General features: G+C 66.2%; 15 protein-coding genes and 1 tRNA gene. 7 read left to right on the top strand and 9 right to left on the bottom strand.

Going from position 1 to position 16478, the window contains the following annotated elements; all coding sequences use genetic code 11:
• Position 1: 1 nt before the first annotated feature.
• Both lysA and argS read right to left on the bottom strand, forming a co-directional pair.
• Positions 2–1381, bottom strand: a complete 1380-nt coding sequence (lysA, locus tag G6N47_RS15375) for a diaminopimelate decarboxylase (protein WP_232080344.1) — start codon at positions 1379–1381, stop codon at positions 2–4.
• Between the two features lie 35 nt (positions 1382–1416).
• Positions 1417–3069 (bottom strand): arginine--tRNA ligase, encoded by a 1653-nt coding sequence (argS, locus tag G6N47_RS15370; RefSeq protein ID WP_083132625.1) that lies wholly within the window; start codon positions 3067–3069, stop codon positions 1417–1419.
• A gap of 114 nt (positions 3070–3183) precedes the next feature.
• Between argS and G6N47_RS15365 the strand changes: the two genes are divergently transcribed.
• Positions 3184–3256 (top strand) — tRNA-Arg (locus G6N47_RS15365).
• 16 nt (positions 3257–3272) lie between these two features.
• On the opposite strand, the gene G6N47_RS15360 is transcribed toward G6N47_RS15365, so the two are convergent.
• A complete protein-coding gene (locus G6N47_RS15360) occupies positions 3273–4367 on the bottom strand; it encodes a sulfite oxidase (RefSeq protein ID WP_083132624.1) in 1095 nt (364 codons plus the stop codon).
• A 31-nt stretch (positions 4368–4398) separates the two neighbouring features.
• Positions 4399–5277 carry an LLM class flavin-dependent oxidoreductase gene (locus G6N47_RS15355; RefSeq protein ID WP_083132623.1) on the bottom strand — a complete coding sequence of 293 codons (879 nt, stop codon included), beginning with the start codon at positions 5275–5277 and terminating at the stop codon, positions 4399–4401.
• A 39-nt stretch (positions 5278–5316) separates the two neighbouring features.
• Here G6N47_RS15355 and G6N47_RS15350 point away from each other — a divergent pair, with 39 nt between their 5' ends.
• Both G6N47_RS15350 and G6N47_RS15345 read left to right on the top strand, forming a co-directional pair.
• On the top strand, positions 5317–5730 hold the full coding sequence (locus tag G6N47_RS15350) for a VOC family protein (protein ID WP_139799565.1): 414 nt from the start codon (positions 5317–5319) through the stop codon (positions 5728–5730).
• Positions 5731–5814: 84 nt separating this feature from the next.
• Positions 5815–6204 (top strand): VOC family protein, encoded by a 390-nt coding sequence (locus tag G6N47_RS15345; RefSeq protein ID WP_083132621.1) that lies wholly within the window; start codon positions 5815–5817, stop codon positions 6202–6204.
• A gap of 3 nt (positions 6205–6207) precedes the next feature.
• On the opposite strand, the gene G6N47_RS15340 is transcribed toward G6N47_RS15345, so the two are convergent.
• From G6N47_RS15340 to G6N47_RS15320, 5 genes are all read right to left on the bottom strand, one after another.
• A complete protein-coding gene (locus tag G6N47_RS15340; protein ID WP_083132620.1) occupies positions 6208–6678 on the bottom strand; it encodes an Rrf2 family transcriptional regulator in 471 nt (156 codons plus the stop codon).
• 9 nt (positions 6679–6687) lie between these two features.
• The gene (locus G6N47_RS15335) at positions 6688–7416 is read right to left on the bottom strand and encodes a 3'(2'),5'-bisphosphate nucleotidase CysQ (RefSeq protein WP_083132619.1); all 729 of its coding nucleotides are present in this window, start codon (positions 7414–7416) and stop codon (positions 6688–6690) included.
• Positions 7413–9257, bottom strand: coding sequence for an adenylyl-sulfate kinase (cysC, locus tag G6N47_RS15330; protein WP_083132618.1), 1845 nt, complete (start codon positions 9255–9257; stop codon positions 7413–7415). The genes G6N47_RS15335 and cysC overlap by 4 nt, the downstream gene beginning before the upstream one ends.
• Positions 9257–10186 carry a sulfate adenylyltransferase subunit CysD gene (cysD, locus tag G6N47_RS15325; RefSeq protein ID WP_083132617.1) on the bottom strand — a complete coding sequence of 310 codons (930 nt, stop codon included), beginning with the start codon at positions 10184–10186 and terminating at the stop codon, positions 9257–9259. The genes cysC and cysD overlap by 1 nt, the downstream gene beginning before the upstream one ends.
• 203 nt (positions 10187–10389) lie before the next feature.
• The gene (locus G6N47_RS15320) at positions 10390–10881 is read right to left on the bottom strand and encodes a beta-class carbonic anhydrase (RefSeq protein WP_083132616.1); all 492 of its coding nucleotides are present in this window, start codon (positions 10879–10881) and stop codon (positions 10390–10392) included.
• Positions 10882–11049: 168 nt separating this feature from the next.
• Here G6N47_RS15320 and G6N47_RS15315 point away from each other — a divergent pair, with 168 nt between their 5' ends.
• The 4 genes from G6N47_RS15315 to G6N47_RS15300 are packed head-to-tail and all read left to right on the top strand — an operon-like array spanning position 11050 to position 16439.
• Entirely contained in the window at positions 11050–12027 is a 978-nt protein-coding gene (locus G6N47_RS15315; RefSeq protein WP_083132615.1) for an ABC transporter permease, read from the top strand.
• On the top strand, positions 12024–12953 hold the full coding sequence (locus G6N47_RS15310) for an ABC transporter permease (RefSeq protein WP_083132614.1): 930 nt from the start codon (positions 12024–12026) through the stop codon (positions 12951–12953). Before G6N47_RS15315 ends, G6N47_RS15310 begins: the two co-directional genes overlap by 4 nt.
• Positions 12950–14791: a dipeptide ABC transporter ATP-binding protein gene (locus tag G6N47_RS15305; RefSeq protein WP_083132613.1), complete on the top strand. Its 1842-nt coding sequence runs from the start codon at positions 12950–12952 to the stop codon at positions 14789–14791. The genes G6N47_RS15310 and G6N47_RS15305 overlap by 4 nt, the downstream gene beginning before the upstream one ends.
• Positions 14784–16439 (top strand): ABC transporter family substrate-binding protein, encoded by a 1656-nt coding sequence (locus tag G6N47_RS15300; RefSeq protein ID WP_083132612.1) that lies wholly within the window; start codon positions 14784–14786, stop codon positions 16437–16439. Before G6N47_RS15305 ends, G6N47_RS15300 begins: the two co-directional genes overlap by 8 nt.
• Positions 16440–16478: the final 39 nt, after the last annotated feature.

Genomic DNA, 16478 nt, shown 5'->3' with positions numbered 1-16478 from the left:
CTCACCTCACCTCCAAGCTCAACAGGTCATCGACCGTCTCCCGGCGCAGGACCAGTCTGGCCTGTCCGTCGCGCACGGCCACCACTGCCGGGCGGCCGATCAGGTTGTAGCGGCTCGACAGCGAGTAGCAATATGCGCCGGTTGCCGCCACGGCCACCAGGTCGCCGGGTTGCAGGTCTGCCGGAACCCAGGCATCACGCACGACGATATCGCCGCTCTCGCAGTGCTTTCCGACCACGCGGGCCAGCGTTGGCTCGGCGTCGCTGGTCCTGGAGACCAGCCGGACGTCGTACTCCGCGGCGTAGAGCGCGGTGCGGATGTTGTCGCTCATGCCGCCGTCGACGCTGACGTAGCGGCGCCGTGCCGTCGCGCTCACGTCGACGTCCTTGACTGTGCCGACCTCGTAGAGCGTGATGGTCCCGGGCCCGGCGATCGCCCGGCCGGGTTCGACGATGAGCCGGGGCGCCGGCAGGCCGACCGCAGCGGATTCATTGCGCACGATCGCGCCGAGCTTGGCCGCCAAATCGCTGAGCGGCGGCGGATCGTCGGGTGGCAGGTACGAGATCCCAAGACCGCCACCGAGGTCGACGGTTGAGATCTGCGACGTCTTGTCGACACCGAACTCGGCGACGATGTCGTGAAGCAGGCCGATGACGCGGTGTGCGGCCAGCTCGAACCCCGCCACGTCGAAGATCTGCGAACCGATATGACTATGCAGCCCAACCAGTCTGAGGTTGTCGGTGGCGAAGACGCGTTTCACGGCGGCCATCGCCGCGCCGCTGGTCAGCGACAACCCGAACTTCTGGTCCTCGTGGGCGGTGGAGATGAACTCGTGGGTGTGTGCCTCCACTCCCACGGTGACCCGGATCAGCACGTCCTGGACCACGCCGGCGTCGGCGGCGATCGCGTCGAGGCGCTCGATCTCGGTCATCGAGTCCAGCACGACATGCCCGATCCCGGCCTTGACCGCGGCGGTCAGCTCGGCGACCGATTTGTTGTTGCCGTGAAAGGCGATTCGCTCGGGTGGGAAGCCGGCTTCTAGCGCGACGGACAGCTCGCCGCCGGTGCACACGTCGAGCGACAGACCTTCTTGATTTATCCAGCGGGCAATTTCGGTGCACAGGAACGCCTTGGCAGCGTAGTGGACGTTCTCCCCGCCGCCGAATGCCTTGGCCATCTCGCGGCAGCGTGAGCGGAAGTCGTCTTCGTCGATGACGAAAAGCGGGGTGCCGTACCGCCGCGCCAGCTCGGTCACCGTCACGTCCGCGATACTGACGTCGCCGTCCTTGTTGCGAACGGCGTTGCGCGGCCAGACGTTCGGCGCAAGGTTGAGCAGTTCCTGCGAGGTCTGCGGCCGCGGTGGTGCGCCCGCGTGATGGATTTCTTCGGCGTGTCGTGGGCCGGCCGGATGTGCGCTCACATTCGCTCCGGAGCGGTGACGCCAAGGATTGCCAAGCCGTTGGCAATGACCTGACGGGTGGCCTGGCACAACGCAAGTCGCGCGGTGTGTAGCTCGTTGGGTTCCTCGTCGCCTTGCGGCAATACCCGGCAGGAGTCGTAGAACCGGTGGTAGTCGCCGGCGAGGTCTTCCAGGTAGCGGCACACCCGATGCGGCTCTCTCAGCGACGCAGCGGTTTGGAGCACCCGGGGGAACTCGCCCAGGCCGCGGATCAGCGTGCCCTCTTTGTCGTGGGTGAGCAGTTCGAGGTGGCTGGTGTCCGGGATGAGGCCGAGTTCGGCGGCGTTACGGGCCAGCGCCGAGAGCCGGGCATGCGCGTATTGCACGTAGTAGACCGGGTTTTCGTTGGACGCCGAGGACCACAGCGCGAGGTCGATGTCGATCGGGGTGTCCACCGAGGAGCGGATGAGGCTGTAGCGGGCAGCGTCGACACCGATCGCCTCGACCAGGTCGTCGAGCGTGATCACCGTGCCGGCCCGCTTGCTCATCCGGACCGTCTGGCCGTCGCGGACCAGGTTGACCATCTGTCCGATGAGCACCTCGACGGTCGCCGGGTCGTCACCGAAGGCGGCCGCGGCGGCCTTCAGCCGGGAGATGTAGCCGTGATGGTCGGCGCCGAGCATGTAGATGCACAGGTCGAAGCCGCGCTGGCGCTTGTCGAGGTAGTAGGCCAGGTCGCCGGCGATATATGCGGGCCGGCCGTCGCTCTTGATCACGACGCGGTCCTTGTCGTCGCCAAATGCGCTGGTGCGCAACCAGGTTGCGCCGTCCTTCTCGTAGATGTTGCCGTTTTCGCGGAGTTTCTCGATGGCTTGGGCGACCCGGCCGCTGGTGTGCATCGACTCTTCGTGGGTGTAGACGTCGAAGTCGGTGCCGAAGTCATGCAGCGACTGCTTGATGTGGGTGAACATCAAGTCGACGCCGATCGCCCTAAACGTTTCGTGCTGCTGTGCCTCAGGGAGTTGTAGTCCGTCAGGTGCTTTTTCAAGCACCTGTGCGGCGATGTCGGTGATGTAGCTGCCCGCGTAACCGTCCTCGGGCGTCGGCTCGCCTTTGGCAGCGGCGATCAGCGAGTTGGTGAACCGGTCGATTTGCGCGCCGTGGTCGTTGAAGTAGTACTCGCGTGTGACGTCGGCGCCTTGGGTCGTCAGCAACCTGCCGAGGGCGTCGCCGACGGCCGCCCAGCGGGTGCCGCCGATGTGGATGGGGCCGGTGGGGTTGGCCGAGACGAACTCCAGGTTGATCTTGTGGCCAGCCTGGGTGTCGGAGTGGCCGTATGTGGCGCCGGCGTCGATGACGTTGTTAACGATGACGCCCTGCGCCGACGCGGCCAGCCGCAGGTTGATGAAGCCCGGTCCGGCTACCTCGGCCGAGGCGATGCCGTCGGTCTGCGCGAGCGCGTCGGCCAGCCATCCGGCCAGTTCGCGCGGGTTGGCGCCGACCTTTTTCGCGACCTGCATCGCCAGGTTGCTGGCGTAGTCGCCGTGCTCGGGGTTGCGTGGCCGCTCTACGGTGACCGTGGCCGGCAGCGCGTCGGTGTCGAGGCCGCGCTCGGTCAGCACCGCGGTGGCGGTGTCCTTGAGCAGCTCAGCCAGGTCAGCGGGGGTCACGAGGCTCCATCCTATTGGCTGAGGTGTTCACGACCCGAATCCGTTCCGGTGGTCGGCTGTCCGCTTTGATGCGCTAGTCTGGCTGGGCCCATTGGCGCAGCATCTCGCGCATGCGCCCCCGTAGCTCAGGGGATAGAGCGTCTGCCTCCGGAGCAGAAGGCCGCAGGTTCGAATCCTGCCGGGGGCACCCACGTTTCCGCAGGTCAGACGTGGTTTTTGACCTCGACGTGCGTCCGGGGCCACGAGTTGTTGCCGTAGCCTTTGGGGTTCCACAGTGATGCCGCCGATTCAGGTTGGGTGTTGCCGGCCGTGTCCCATGCCCGAGCCGTCACCGTCAGCGGCCCCGGCTCGGCATTCACGGTCAGCGACCAATGCCGCCACGCCCACCGGCTGAGCGCCGGCTCGAGTGTGGCCTGACGCCAGCTGCGCCCGTCGTCGAGAGACACGTCGACGCGGGCGATGCCGCGATCGCCATCGGTAAGGGCATAACCGCGGATGGTTAACGGCCCTGCGGGGATCTCAGCACCGTTCTCCGGAACCAGGATGTCGCAATTCAGCGCCACGGACGACAACGAGATGCCTTCGTCCGGTCCTGCGGTATTTGGATCGGCATCGGCGGGAAGGATTCGATAGGCAACGGCTTGAAAGTAGTTGTGCGACGGCGTTTCTCGCACGGTGATCGTGTTGACCCATTTCACGCTGCGGGCCCCGATGTATCCCGGTACCAGTACCCGCACGGGACCGCCGTGGATTCTCGGGAGCGGCTGGCCATTCATCTCGAAAACCAGCAGAACCTCTTCCGAGCTGGCCTTCTCGACAGGGATCGAGCCGCCGAAGGGCTGGGCCGGAACAGCCAGCGGCGACACGTCGGGCGCCACGAACGCAACGTGTAAACCGGCGCGACGGACCCCGGCGGCGTCGAGAACGTCGGCCAACCGCACACCGCGCCATTCGGCCGTCGATGTCGCCCCCGGTCCCCACGGGTCCTCGCCGACGATCTCGCGGATCTCGCTGAATTCGGCCCGACGGTTTCCTGCGCACTGCAGGGTCGCGACGACCGTGTGCGCACGAAATCTGCTGGTCAGCTCATCGAAGGTCAGGCTGAGCGGGTTGGCGACCAGTCCATCGACGGTGAGCCGCCACTGGTCGGGCGGGATGTCGGGGATGGGGCCATGGTTGCGGCAGTAGAAGACGTCCAGCGGTGTGATTCCGTCACTGGCCAGCGCCACGGGAGCCGCTTCCGCATTAAACGGGCACTGGCCGTGCACGATGACGGCGGCGGCGCTCTTACCCCACATCTGTCCAGCTTGCCTGGTGGCAACCGCCGACTTAAAGGCCGGCAACCACCTCGGCTACCCGGCGCAGCTGGACCAGATCCGAACTGGTTGGGATGAGCTGAATTTCGTCGGTGCCGATCGCTTCGAACTTCCGTAGCACCGCGACCAGTTCGTCGTCGCTGCCGGCAAATCCGGTCGTCGGCGCCATCGCGTCGACATACTCCGCCGGTATCCAGTTCATGTAGCGGCGCAGATGCCGATGCATCTGCTGGCGGGCGTCGTCGGCGGGGCCGAGCGCGAACCAGAACGACGTCGCCAGGTGAGGTTTCGGCTTGCCCGCCTCGGCCCACGCCATCCGCGCCACATCGAACAGCTCGTTTTGCTTGGCGACGTCGAGGTCCAACGTGGTGCCGGCCAGCCCGTCGGCCCAGGCAGCGGCGCTGCGGACGGTCTTCGGGCCGATGGTGCCGACCAGCAGCGGCGGGCCGCCCGACTGAACCGGCGTCGGCCCGACCGGCAGCACCGACTCGGTGATCTTCTCCCCCGCCCAGACGCGCTTCATCACCGCCACCCGCTCGGCCATGCCGTGCATCGTCTGCGTCGCCGGATCTGCGCCAACTGCTTCGTAATCCTCAGTCCTGCCGCCGACACCGATGCCGACGGTCAGCCGCCCATCACACAACATGTCGCCGGTGGCCAGGGCTTTCGCCAGCATGACCGGGTCGTGCAACTGGGGCACGATCACCGTCGTCACCAGGCGTACCCGATCGGTCCAGGCGGCCAGTGCGCCCAGCAGCGTCAACGTCTCCGGGTTGTCGAACGCGATGCGCTCACCCCAGCACAGCGACGAGAACGGGCCCTCGTCGATCGCGCAAGCCCAGTCACGGAGCACGCGCGCATCCAAGTCCGGTTCCATCACGGGCATGGTCATCCCTATCTGCACGACCGCGATTCTGGCAGCATGTGCCGCGTGGCCATCACCACCACCTCCATCGCGCATGTCCGGCTCACCGTCACCGATATCGAGCGATCCCGGCAGTTCTACGAGAGCGTCTTCGGCTGGCCGGTTTTGGTCGAGCTTCCCGAAAACGCCGACGAAGCGACCCGCAACCAACTGGGTTTTCTGTTCGGTGGCGTCATCTACGACCTGGGTGGCGCGCTGATCGGGCTGCGGCCGGTTGCCAGCGACCGCTTCGACGAAGATCGTGTGGGCCTGGACCACATCGCGTTCCGATGCGCTGACAGAGACGAATTAGACGCTGCAGCAACGCATCTCGACGAGCTGGGTATCCACCATGAGCCGGTCAAAGACATCGGGCCGTCGTACATCCTGGAGTTCCGCGACCCGGACAACATCGCCCTGGAGCTGACCGCGCCGAAGTAGTCGCCACCCCCGTGAGCGTGCGCAGAATGACATCAGACGCGGCGTATCGACGGACAAACACTCACGCTCGCGCAGAATGGAGAGATGCCTATTGCTTTGAACCACACCATCGTCGCCGCACGCGACAAGCGGGAGTCCGCAGAGTTTCTCACCGAGTTGTTCGGGCTACCGGATCCGGTGCCGTTCGGCCACTTCCTGACCGTCAAACTCGAACACGGCGTCGACCTCGACTACGCCGATGTACCCGAGACAGAGGACATCCGGCCACAGCACTACGCGTTTCTGGTCTCCGAGGACGACTTCGACGCCATCTACGGCAAGATCCAATCACGCGGAATTCAGCACTGGGCCGATCCCCGCGCGCAGCACCCCGGCGAGATCAACCACAACGACGGTGGCCGCGGCGTGTACTTCCAAGACCCCGGCGGTCATTTCCTGGAGATCATCACCCGCCCCTACGGCTCGGGTGGCTGAGCGCTACCTGCCGTGGCGCTTGCGTTCCTGGTCCCGATACGCGTCGGCGAGCTGGCCGACATGCTTGGGCAGGGCATTCGCGGCGACGTCGGCAACCGTCGTTTCCTCTAATACCGAGCGCATGCTGGCCCGCAGCGCCCGCCACACGTCGGTCAGCGCCGCGGTGGGACCGGAATAGGGCAGGTCGCCCAGACCGATGTCGCGCACGCTGGCCAACGGCCCGTCGATGCAGCGCAACACGTCGGCGATGCTGATCTCGGTGGCCGGACGCGCCAGCTCGTAGCCGCCGTCTCGGCCCCGGTGGCTGCGCACCAACCGATCGGTGCGCAGGTCCGACAGGATGTCGACCAGAAACTGCGGCGGGATCCCCTGGGCGTTCGCCAGGTCTTCGGTCTTGACCAGCGTGCCGCTGTCGGCCGTTGCGAGCTGCACCATCGCCCGCACTGCGTACTCCGCCTTGGCCGACATCCGCATGATCTGAGGTTAGCCAGTGACGGCCAGCACCGCCTCGGCGTATTCGGGCCGGCACACCACCAGATCCGGCAGCAGCGGGTCGCTCTGGTTGTAGGCCAGCGGCGACCCGTCGATGCGCGAGGTGTGCAGACCCGCGGCGCGGGCCACCGCGACCGGTGCGGCCGAATCCCATTCGTATTGCCCACCGGCGTGGACGTAGACGTCGGCCAAGCCTTGAATGACCGCGGCGACTTTCGCTCCCGCCGACCCCATCTCCACCAGCGTGCCGTTGAGGTGGTCGCGTACCTGCAGTGCGATCGCCGGCGGGCGGGTGCGGGACACCACCACCCGGGGCGGGCCCGAATGCGGCGGTGGCGACGCGACGTCGGGTGTGGCCAGCGTGATGCCCTGCGCGGGCAGCGCGACGGCTCCCGCGACCAGTTCGCCGGATTGCCACAGCGCGACGTGCACGGCCCAATCCTCGCGGCCGAGTTCGGAGAACTCGCGCGTGCCGTCCAGCGGGTCGACGATCCACACCCGCTCCGAGCTCAGCCGCACCCGGTTGTCGGCGCCCTCTTCGGACAGCACCGCGTCAGCAGGCCGTTCGCGCTCCAGAGCCTCGATCAGAAAATCGTGGGAACGCTTGTCCCCCGCCGCTTTTCGCTCCGCCTCGGTCGCCCCGGCCAATTCCTCGCGCACGGCAAGCAGCAACTCGCCCGCCAGGCTGGCCAGCCGCGCCGCCAGCTCGTGATCGCTCACCTGCGCGACTTGAGCAGATCGAGGACTTGCTGCGCCTGCTCGTCGACCGACATTGCGGGTGTCAGGCGCAGATCCGGGTTCTTGGGCCGCTGATAGGGACTGTCGATCCCGGTGAAGTGGGTGATCTCACCGGCACGCGCCTTGGCGTAAAGGCCCTTGGGATCCCGCTTTTCGCAGTCTTCGATCGGGGTGTCGCAGAACACCTCGAAGAAGTCGAGCCCGGCTTCGGCGTGCACCTGCCGGGCCAGTTCGCGGTGCTCGGCGAGCGGGCTGATCGCCGGCACCAGCACGGTGTGGCCGGAATCGGCGAGCAGGGTCGCGACGTGTGCGAGCCGGCGCAGGTTCTCGGCGCGATCGGCCATCGAGAAGCCCAGGTCGGCGTTCAGGCCGTGGCGCAGGTTGTCGCCGTCGAGAACATAAGCGGGAACATCGTTTTCGAGCAGCTTGCGCTCGACGAGCATGGCCACCGACGACTTTCCCGAACCGGAAAGCCCGGTGAACCACACCGTGCGGCCCCGTGCCATCCGGTCCTCGGCGGTCACCAGCGACTTGTGCCGCACGGTGTTGGGGCTCGACGTGCGCCCGGCGACGTCGCGCAGCACCATGCCGGCCGCCACCGTGCCGTTGGTGGCCGGGTCGATCAGGATGAACGACCCGGTGCTGGCGTTGCGGGTGTACTCGTCGAGCAGCAGCGGCACCTGGGTGCGCAGCGAGATGCGGCCAAGTTCGTTGAGGTTCAACGCCGTTGCGCTCTTGTCACGGTGCAGCGTGTTGACGTCGAGGCGGTAGTCCAGCCCGGTGACGATCGCCCGCGTGGTGCGGGTGGTGTGCTTGACAAGGTACTCGCGCCCCGCCTCCAGCGCCGAGCCGTCGGCCATCCAGCAGACCGTCGCGTCGAACTCCTGGGTGACCCGCGGCTGGTTGGTGACGCGGGCGATCATGTCCCCGCGCGAGATGTCGATGTCGTCGGCGAGTCGCACCGAGACCGCCATCGGCGGAAACGCTTCGTCCACCGGCCCAGTGGGCCCTTCGATTTCGGTGATGCGGCTGGTCTTGCCTGCCGGCAACACGATGACCTCGTCGCCGGGACGCATCACACCGCTGGCCACCGAGCCTGCGTAGCTGCGGTAGTCGTGATGCTCGCGGGTCTGCGGCCGGATGACGTACTGCACCGGGAACCGCACGTCGACCAGGTTGCGGTCACCGGCGATGAACACCTCCTCGAGGTGCGACAGCAGCGCCGGTCCGTCGTACCACGGCGTCTTGTCGGACTTGGTCACCACGTTGTCGCCGTGCAGCGCCGACATCGGGATGGCGAGCACGTCATGCACATCGAGGCGCGTGGCGAAGGCGTGGAAGTCGTCGCGAATGGCCTCGAAAGCTTCTTGGTCCCAGTCGATCAGGTCCATCTTGTTGACCGCGAGCACGATGTGCTCGATACCCAGCAGCGACGCCAGGAAGGTGTGCCGGCGCGACTGCTCCAGCAGACCGTGGCGTGCATCGACTAGCACGATCGCCAGCTGGGCCGTGGACGCCCCGGTCACCATGTTGCGGGTGTACTGAACGTGGCCGGGCGTGTCGGCGATGATGAATTTGCGCTTGGGCGTGGCGAAATAGCGGTAGGCGACGTCGATCGTGATGCCCTGCTCGCGTTCGGCGCGCAACCCGTCGGTGACCAGCGCCAGGTCGGTGTAGTCGTGGCCGCGTTGCTTCGACGTGGCTTCCACCGATGCCCACTGGTCTTCCATCACGGCCTTGGAGTCGTACAGCAGCCGCCCGATCAGGGTGGACTTGCCGTCGTCGACGGAGCCGGCCGTCGCGATACGCAGCAATGTCGTCATCAGAAGTACCCCTGCCGCTTGCGGTCTTCCATGCCTGCCTCGGAGATCCGGTCGTCGGCGCGGGTCGCCCCACGTTCGGTCAGCCGCGACACCGCCGTCTCGGCGATCACCTCCGAGACCGTGGCCGCCGTCGACTCCACACATCCCGTACAGGTGACGTCACCGACGGTGCGGAAGCGCACCGTCGCCTCGAACACCTCCTCGTCGGGACGGGGCTGCATGTGCCGGTGCACGGCCAGCAGCATCCCGTCGCGCTCGAACACCTTGCGCCGGTGGGCGAAGTAGATCGACGGCAGCATGACCTTCTCGGCGCCGATGTAGGACCACACGTCGAACTCGGTCCAGTTCGACAGCGGGAAGACGCGGATGTGCTCGCCCTTGTGGTGGCGGCCGTTGTAGAGGTTCCACAGCTCGGGTCGCTGGGCTTTGGGGTCCCACTGGCCGAACTCGTCGCGGAAGCTGAACACCCGCTCCTTGGCCCGCGCCTTCTCCTCGTCACGGCGGGCGCCGCCGAATGCCGCGTCGAACTTTTTCTCGCGAATGGCTCTAAGGAGAGTCACCGTCTGGATCGGGTTGCGTGACGGGATGGTCTCGACGACGCGGCCGGCGTCGATATCGTCTTGCACCTTCGCCACGATCAACCGCACCCCGGTTTGCTCGACCAACTCGTCGCGGGTGGCGATGACCTCGTCGAAGTTGTGGCCGGTGTCGACGTGCATCACCGGGAACGGCAGCCGGCCCGGCCGGAACGCCTTGAGCGCCAGGTGCAGCATCACGATCGAGTCCTTGCCGCCGGAGAACAGCAGCACCGGGCGCTCGAATTCGGCCGCCACCTCGCGAATGATGTGGATGGCCTCGGCCTCCAGCGAGCGCAGATGGCTCAACTCGTACTGCCCGGCTGTCGGGCTGGCTGTTGCTTGGCTGGTCATAGAGCCTTCGCCTATTCCTGGTAAAGTTGGGTAGATTGGCCTGATTTATGAGCCTTACCGGGAATTTACCGAGACGGGCGGCCGGTGTCAACAACCCCGATCGAGTGTGAATTGAGGGATTCGAGTGTGCGGTGAGGGCGGGAATTGTGCGACCGGGGCCGCCGACGATTCACAGTCGGCGCCCAGGGTTCACACTCGACGCGCTAGAGCGTGACCTCGTTGAGCTTGCCGGTGGCGACGTCGAACACGAAGCCACGCAATGACTCGTGCTTGGTGACGAACGGGTTGGCTTCGATGCGGCGCAGCGACTGGCGCACATCCTCGGCCGGCTCCGGGAAGGCCTCGGCGGCCCAGGCAGGTTTGATGCCGACCTCGTCCTGGATGGCGCGCTTGAAGTCGTCGTCGGTGAAGGTGAGCATCCCGCAGTCGGTGTGGTGGATGAGGATGATCTCGCGAGTGCCCAGCAATCGCTGGCTGATCGCCAGTGAACGGATCGCGTCGTCGGTGACGACGCCGCCGGCGTTGCGGATGACGTGCGCCTCGCCCTCTTTGATTCCCAGCGCGCGGTACACATCGAGCCGGGCATCCATGCATGCGACGATCGCCACGTGTTTGCTCGGCGGCATCGGCAACGGACCGCTGAAGGAGCTCGCGTATTGGGCGTTGTTGGCCAGATAGTCGTCGGTAACCGTCACGCCAATCTCCTTGCGTTGTTTGCTGGATCGAGCATTTCGGGTGGCTGATTCTAACAATTCAGCCGTTGGCGTTCACCGGTACGAATCAGCGGGATCGCATCTGTTCGCGGCAGCCGGCGAGCACATCTCTTACCCTGTGCCCATGCGACACGGGCGAGGCCGGCAGGCATGATCCGCTTCTTGGCGCGTCGCTTGCTGAACTATCTCGTGCTGCTGACGCTGGCGTCGTTCTTGGCGTTCTGCCTGGCGTCGGTGACGTTTCATCCCTTGGACAGTTTCGTCCAGCGGCACCCACAGCCGCCGCCGGAGGCCATTCACGCCAAAGTCGTTGAGCTTGGCCTGGATAAACCGGTACCCGTCCGGTACGCCAACTGGGTTTCCGGCGCGGTTCGCGGTGACTTCGGCGCCACGGTGACCGGCCATCCCGTCTCCGAGGAGCTGTGGCGGCGGATCGGCGTCAGTCTGCGCCTGGTGGTGATCGGCTCCGTGCTGGGCACCGTGATCGGCGTCGTGGTGGGCGCCTGGGGCGCGATCCGGCAGTATCAGCTGAGCGACCGGGTGGTCACGGTGCTGTCGTTGCTCATCCTGAGCATCCCGTCGTTCGTGCTGGCGGGCCTGCTCATCTTGGCCGGGCTCCGAGTCAACATGCTCACCGGCGTGCGGATCTTCCTCTATACCGGCGAGACCTCGCCCATTCCGTTCGGCAGCGCATGGGACCGGATCGTCGACCGCATCCAGCACATCGTGTTGCCGACTCTGACGCTCGCGCTCGGCGCGATCGCGGGTTTCAGTCGCTACCAGCGCAACGCGATGCTCGACGTGCTGGGCGAGGATTTCATCCGGACCGCCCGCGCCAAAGGCCTGACCCGCCGACGCGCGCTATTCAAACACGGCCTGCGCACCGCGCTGATCCCGATGGCCACCTTGTTCGCGTACGGCGTCAGCGGCCTGGTCGTCGGCGCGGTGTTCGTCGAGAAGATCTTCGGCTGGCACGGCATGGGCGACTGGGTGGTGCAAGGCATCTCGACTCAGGACACCAACGTCGTCGTCGCGATCACGGTGTTCACCGGGGCGGCGATTCTAATCGCCGGGCTGCTGTCCGACGTCATCTACGCGATGCTGGATCCCAGGATTCGGGTGTCATGACCGCGCCGGCAGAGACGACGGCAGTCCGGTCCGGTGTTCACCCGGCGGCGTTCGCCTCGCGGCGAAACCTGTTGGTGCGCCGGTTCATCCGTAACAAGCCTGCCGTGGTTGCGCTGGTTCTGTTGATTCTGCTGTTCATCGGCTGCTACGCGCTGCCGCCGCTACTCCCCTACAGCTACACCGCGCTGGACTATGACGCGCTGCTGCAGCCACCGTCGCTGCAGCACTGGTTCGGCACCAACGCGCTCGGCCAGGATTTGTTGGCACGCACGCTGCGGGGCATGCAGAAGTCGATGCTGATCGGTTTCTGTGTCGCCGTGATCTCCACCAGCATCGCCGCCACGGTCGGGTCGGTGGCGGGCTATTTCGGCGGCTGGCGCGACCGGGCGTTGATGTGGCTGGTGGACCTGCTGCTGGTGGTTCCGAGCTTTCTCCTGATCGCCATTGTCACGCCGCGCACCAAGCAGTCCGGTCACATTCTGTGGCTCATCGTGCTGCTGGCAGCGTTCGGCTGGATGGTCAGCTCGCGGATGGTGCGCGGCCTGACGATGAGCCTGCGAGAACGCGAATTCGTCCGTGCGGCAGGGTATATGGGCGTGTCGAGCCGCCGCATCATCATCGGGCACATCGTGCCGAACGTCGCCTCGATCCTCATCATCGACGGCACGCTCAACGTGGGCTCCGCGATCCTCGCCGAAACCGGCTTGAGTTTCCTGGGATTCGGCGTCCAGCCTCCCGACGTGTCGCTGGGCACATTGATCGCCGACGGCACACCGTCGACCGCCACATTCCCATGGGTTTTCCTGTTCCCGGCCGGGGCGCTGGTGCTGATCGTGTTGTGCGCCAACCTCGCCGGCGACGGGCTGCGCGACGCGGTTGATCCCAGCAGCGGAGCAGCGCGCCGCAGAAAGCGGCGTGCGAAATGACCGCGCTGCTCGACGTAACGGATTTGACCGTGACCTTCGAAACCGAGGACGTGGTCGTACCCGCCGTGCGCGGCACCAGCTACCACATCGACCCCGGCGAAGTGGTCGCCATCGTCGGGGAGTCCGGTTGCGGCAAAACCACGGCCGCGATGGCCGTCGTCGGATTGCTCCCGGAATACGCCCGGGTGTCAGGATCGGTGCGGTTGCACGGCGAGGAGTTGGTCGGGCGGTCCGACCAGGCGATGTCGCGGATCCGCGGCAAGACCATCGGCACCGTGTTCCAAGACCCGATGTCGGCGCTGACGCCCGTCTACACCGTCGGTGACCAGATCGCCGAGGCCGTCGAGGTCCACCACCGCGGGATCGGCCGAGCCGATGCCCGCAAGCGCGCCGTCGAACTGCTCGAGTTGGTCGGTATCGCGCAGCCACAGCACCGCGCCAAGGCCTTCCCACACGAGCTGTCCGGCGGTGAGCGCCAGCGGGTGGTGATCGCGATCGCGATCGCCAACGATCCGGACCTGCTGATCTGCGACGAGCCGACCACCGCGCTGGATGTCACCGTGCAGGCGCAGATCCTCGACGTGCTGCGAACCGCGCGCGACGTCACCGGCGCCGGCGTGCTGATCATCACCCACGACTTGGGTGTGGTGTCGGAGTTCGCGGATCGGGCGCTGGTCATGTACGCCGGGCGGCCTGTCGAGATCGCTACTGTCGACGAGATTTACCGCGACCGCCGGATGCCCTACACCGTCGGGCTGCTGGGTTCGGTGCCGCGCCTCGACGCCCCGCAGGGCACCCGGCTGATCCCGATTCCCGGCGCGCCGCCGACGATGACGTCTTTGTCCCCCGGCGCCTGTACCTTCGCCCCGCGCTGTCCGCTGGCCATCGACGAATGCCGGTCAGCGGAACCGGATCTGGTCACTATTGCCGACGGCCACCGGGCGGCGTGCATTCGCACCGACCATGTCGCCGGCCGCAGTGCGGCCGAAATCTTCGGTGTGTCAACCGGACCGTCGTACACCGATACCGCGGCCGGCGAACCGCCGGTCGTGCTGCAAGTGGCGGATCTGGTCAAGACCTACCCGCTGACCAAGGGTGTGGTGTTCCGCAGGCGGGTCGGCGAGGTGCGCGCGGTCGACGGCGTCAGCTTCACCCTGGAGCAGGGCCGCACGCTGGGCATTGTCGGCGAATCAGGTTCGGGCAAATCGACCACGCTGTCCCAAATTCTCGACCTCGCCCGGCCGCAGGCGGGGTCCATCGAGATACTCGGCGCCGACGTCGCGGCCTTGGACTCAAGTGCCCGCCGCAGGCTCCGCACGGAGCTGCAGGTGGTGTTCCAGGACCCGGTCGCCTCCCTGGACCCCCGGCTGCCGGTCTTCGACGTCATCGCCGAGCCGTTAGTAGCCAATGGGTTCGACAGGCGCCGCTGCGAGGAAAGGGTCGCCGAGTTGCTGGACATCGTCGGGCTGGACCACGCCGATGCCAGCCGCTATCCCGCCGAGTTCTCCGGCGGGCAAAAGCAGCGAATCGGCATTGCGCGGGCGTTGGCTCTGCAGCCGAAGATTCTTGCGCTCGACGAGCCGGTGTCGGCGCTCGACGTGTCGATACAGGCAGGGATCATCAACCTGTTGTTGGACCTGCAGGAGCAGTTCGGGTTGTCGTATCTGTTTGTGTCGCATGACCTTTCGGTGGTCAAGCACCTGGCTCACCGGGTCGCGGTGATGTACAAGGGAACGATCGTCGAACAGGGCGACGGCGAGCAGGTCTTCACCGATCCGCAGCACGAGTACACCCGACGACTACTGGCCGCGGTCCCGCGGGCCCACGCCGATGCCTAGCCGGCTCGCGGTGCTGGCGGCGGTGGTGCTGTTGGTCGTCACCGGCTGCTCGAGCGGGTACCGCGACCTTCGACAGACCCACGCCGCGCGGGTCGGCAGCACCAGCGACATCAACCCGAGAGATCCGGCGACGCTGCGCGACGGCGGGAACCTGCGGCTTGCGCTGACATCGTTCCCGGAAAACTTCAACGAGCTCAGCATCGACGGCAACACCGCCGACGTCGGCTCCATTGTCGCGCCGACGCTGCCGGGCGCGTTCATCACCCAGCCCGACGGCTCGCTGAAGCTCAACACCGACTACTTCACCAACGTCGAATTGACCAGCACCACACCTCAGGTCGTCACCTACACCATCAATCCGAAGGCAGTGTGGAGCGACGGCACCCCGATCACCTGGGAAGACCTCAAATCCGAGGTCGACGCGTGCAGCGGCCGCGACAAGCGCTACCTGATCGCCAGCAGAGCAGGATTCGAGCGGGTGAAGTCGGTGACCCGAGGCGTGGACGATCGCCAGGCGATCGTGACTTTCGCCGAACCGTACGCGGAGTGGCGAGGGATGTTCGCCGGCGGGATGCAGCCACGCAGCATGACCGCGAACCCGGACGTCTTCAACAAGGGCCAACTCAACGCGCCCGGTCCGTCGGCCGGACCGTTCATCGTGACCACCATCGACCGGACCGCGCAGCGCATTGTGCTGACCCGCAATCCGCGTTGGTGGGGCGCCAAACCGCGGCTGGACTCCATCACGTTCCTGGTGCTCGACGCCGCGGCCGTCATTCCCGCGCTGCAGAACAACGCGATCGATGCGGCCGGAGTGAGCACCCTCGATGACATGGTCACCGCGCAGCGCACGCCGGGAATCGTGATCCGTAGCGCTCCGGCCCCCACCTGGTACCACTTCACATTCAACGGCGCACCCGGATCGATTGTGGCCGACGAGAAGTTGCGGCTGGCGATTTGCCGAGGCATCGACCGCCAGGCGATCGTCGACGTCGTGCAGCATGGTCTGACGGCCCATCCGGCGCCGCTGAACAATCACGTCTACGTCGCCGGCCAGGTGGGCTACCAAAACAACAGCGCGCCAGCCGATTACAACCCCGAGCAGGCCCGCCGGGATTTGGACGCGTTGGGCTGGAAGCTCAACGGGGCGGTGCGGGAGAAGAACGGCAAACCGCTGGTGATCCGCGACGTGTTCTACGACGGGCAATCGGCCCGGCAAATCGCCCTGGTGGCTCAGCAGAACCTGGCGCAGATCGGGGTCAAGTTGCAGCTCGACCCCAAGCCAGGTACCGGATTCTTCAGCCAGCACGTGTCCGTCGGCGACTTCGACATCACCCAATTCGGCTGGGTAGGCAACGCTTTCCCGCTGTCCGCGCTGCCGCAGATCTACACCTCCGACGGGGACAGCAATTTCGGCAAGATCGGCAATCGCGAAATCGACGCCAAGATCGCGCAGACGCTCTCCGAGCTGGATCCAGACAAGGCGCGCGCGCTGGCCAACCAGGTCGACACGATGATCTGGCAGGAAGGCTTCAACCTGCCGCTGTTCCAGTCACCCGGCGACATCGCGGTGCGCAGCACGCTGGCCAACTTCGGCGCGCACGGGCTTGCCGACGTGGTCTATACCGCGATCGGGTTCACCCGGTAGTGCCCAGTGGCCACTTATTGCACGCGTCCGACGAAAAAG

Source organism: Mycobacterium branderi (assembly GCF_010728725.1).
GTDB lineage: Bacteria > Actinomycetota > Actinomycetes > Mycobacteriales > Mycobacteriaceae > Mycobacterium > Mycobacterium branderi.
Note: the sequence above shows the minus strand (reverse complement) of the source record. Positions and strands in the feature narration are given on the sequence as shown.

Bases quoted from the DNA above. Each gene is read 5' to 3' on its own strand.
- G6N47_RS15360 (WP_083132624.1), bottom strand. From the start codon at position 4,367: ATGTGGGGTAAGAGCGCCGCCGCCGTCATCGTGCACGGCCAGTGCCCG.
- G6N47_RS15355 (WP_083132623.1), bottom strand. From the start codon at position 5,277: ATGACCATGCCCGTGATGGAACCGGACTTGGATGCGCGCGTGCTCCGT.
- G6N47_RS15345 (WP_083132621.1), top strand. From the start codon at position 5,815: ATGCCTATTGCTTTGAACCACACCATCGTCGCCGCACGCGACAAGCGG.
- G6N47_RS15340 (WP_083132620.1), bottom strand. From the start codon at position 6,678: ATGCGGATGTCGGCCAAGGCGGAGTACGCAGTGCGGGCGATGGTGCAG.
- cysC (WP_083132618.1), bottom strand. From the start codon at position 9,257: ATGACGACATTGCTGCGTATCGCGACGGCCGGCTCCGTCGACGACGGC.
- cysD (WP_083132617.1), bottom strand. From the start codon at position 10,186: ATGACCAGCCAAGCAACAGCCAGCCCGACAGCCGGGCAGTACGAGTTG.
- G6N47_RS15315 (WP_083132615.1), top strand. From the start codon at position 11,050: ATGATCCGCTTCTTGGCGCGTCGCTTGCTGAACTATCTCGTGCTGCTG.
- G6N47_RS15310 (WP_083132614.1), top strand. From the start codon at position 12,024: ATGACCGCGCCGGCAGAGACGACGGCAGTCCGGTCCGGTGTTCACCCG.
- G6N47_RS15305 (WP_083132613.1), top strand. From the start codon at position 12,950: ATGACCGCGCTGCTCGACGTAACGGATTTGACCGTGACCTTCGAAACC.
- G6N47_RS15300 (WP_083132612.1), top strand. From the start codon at position 14,784: ATGCCTAGCCGGCTCGCGGTGCTGGCGGCGGTGGTGCTGTTGGTCGTC.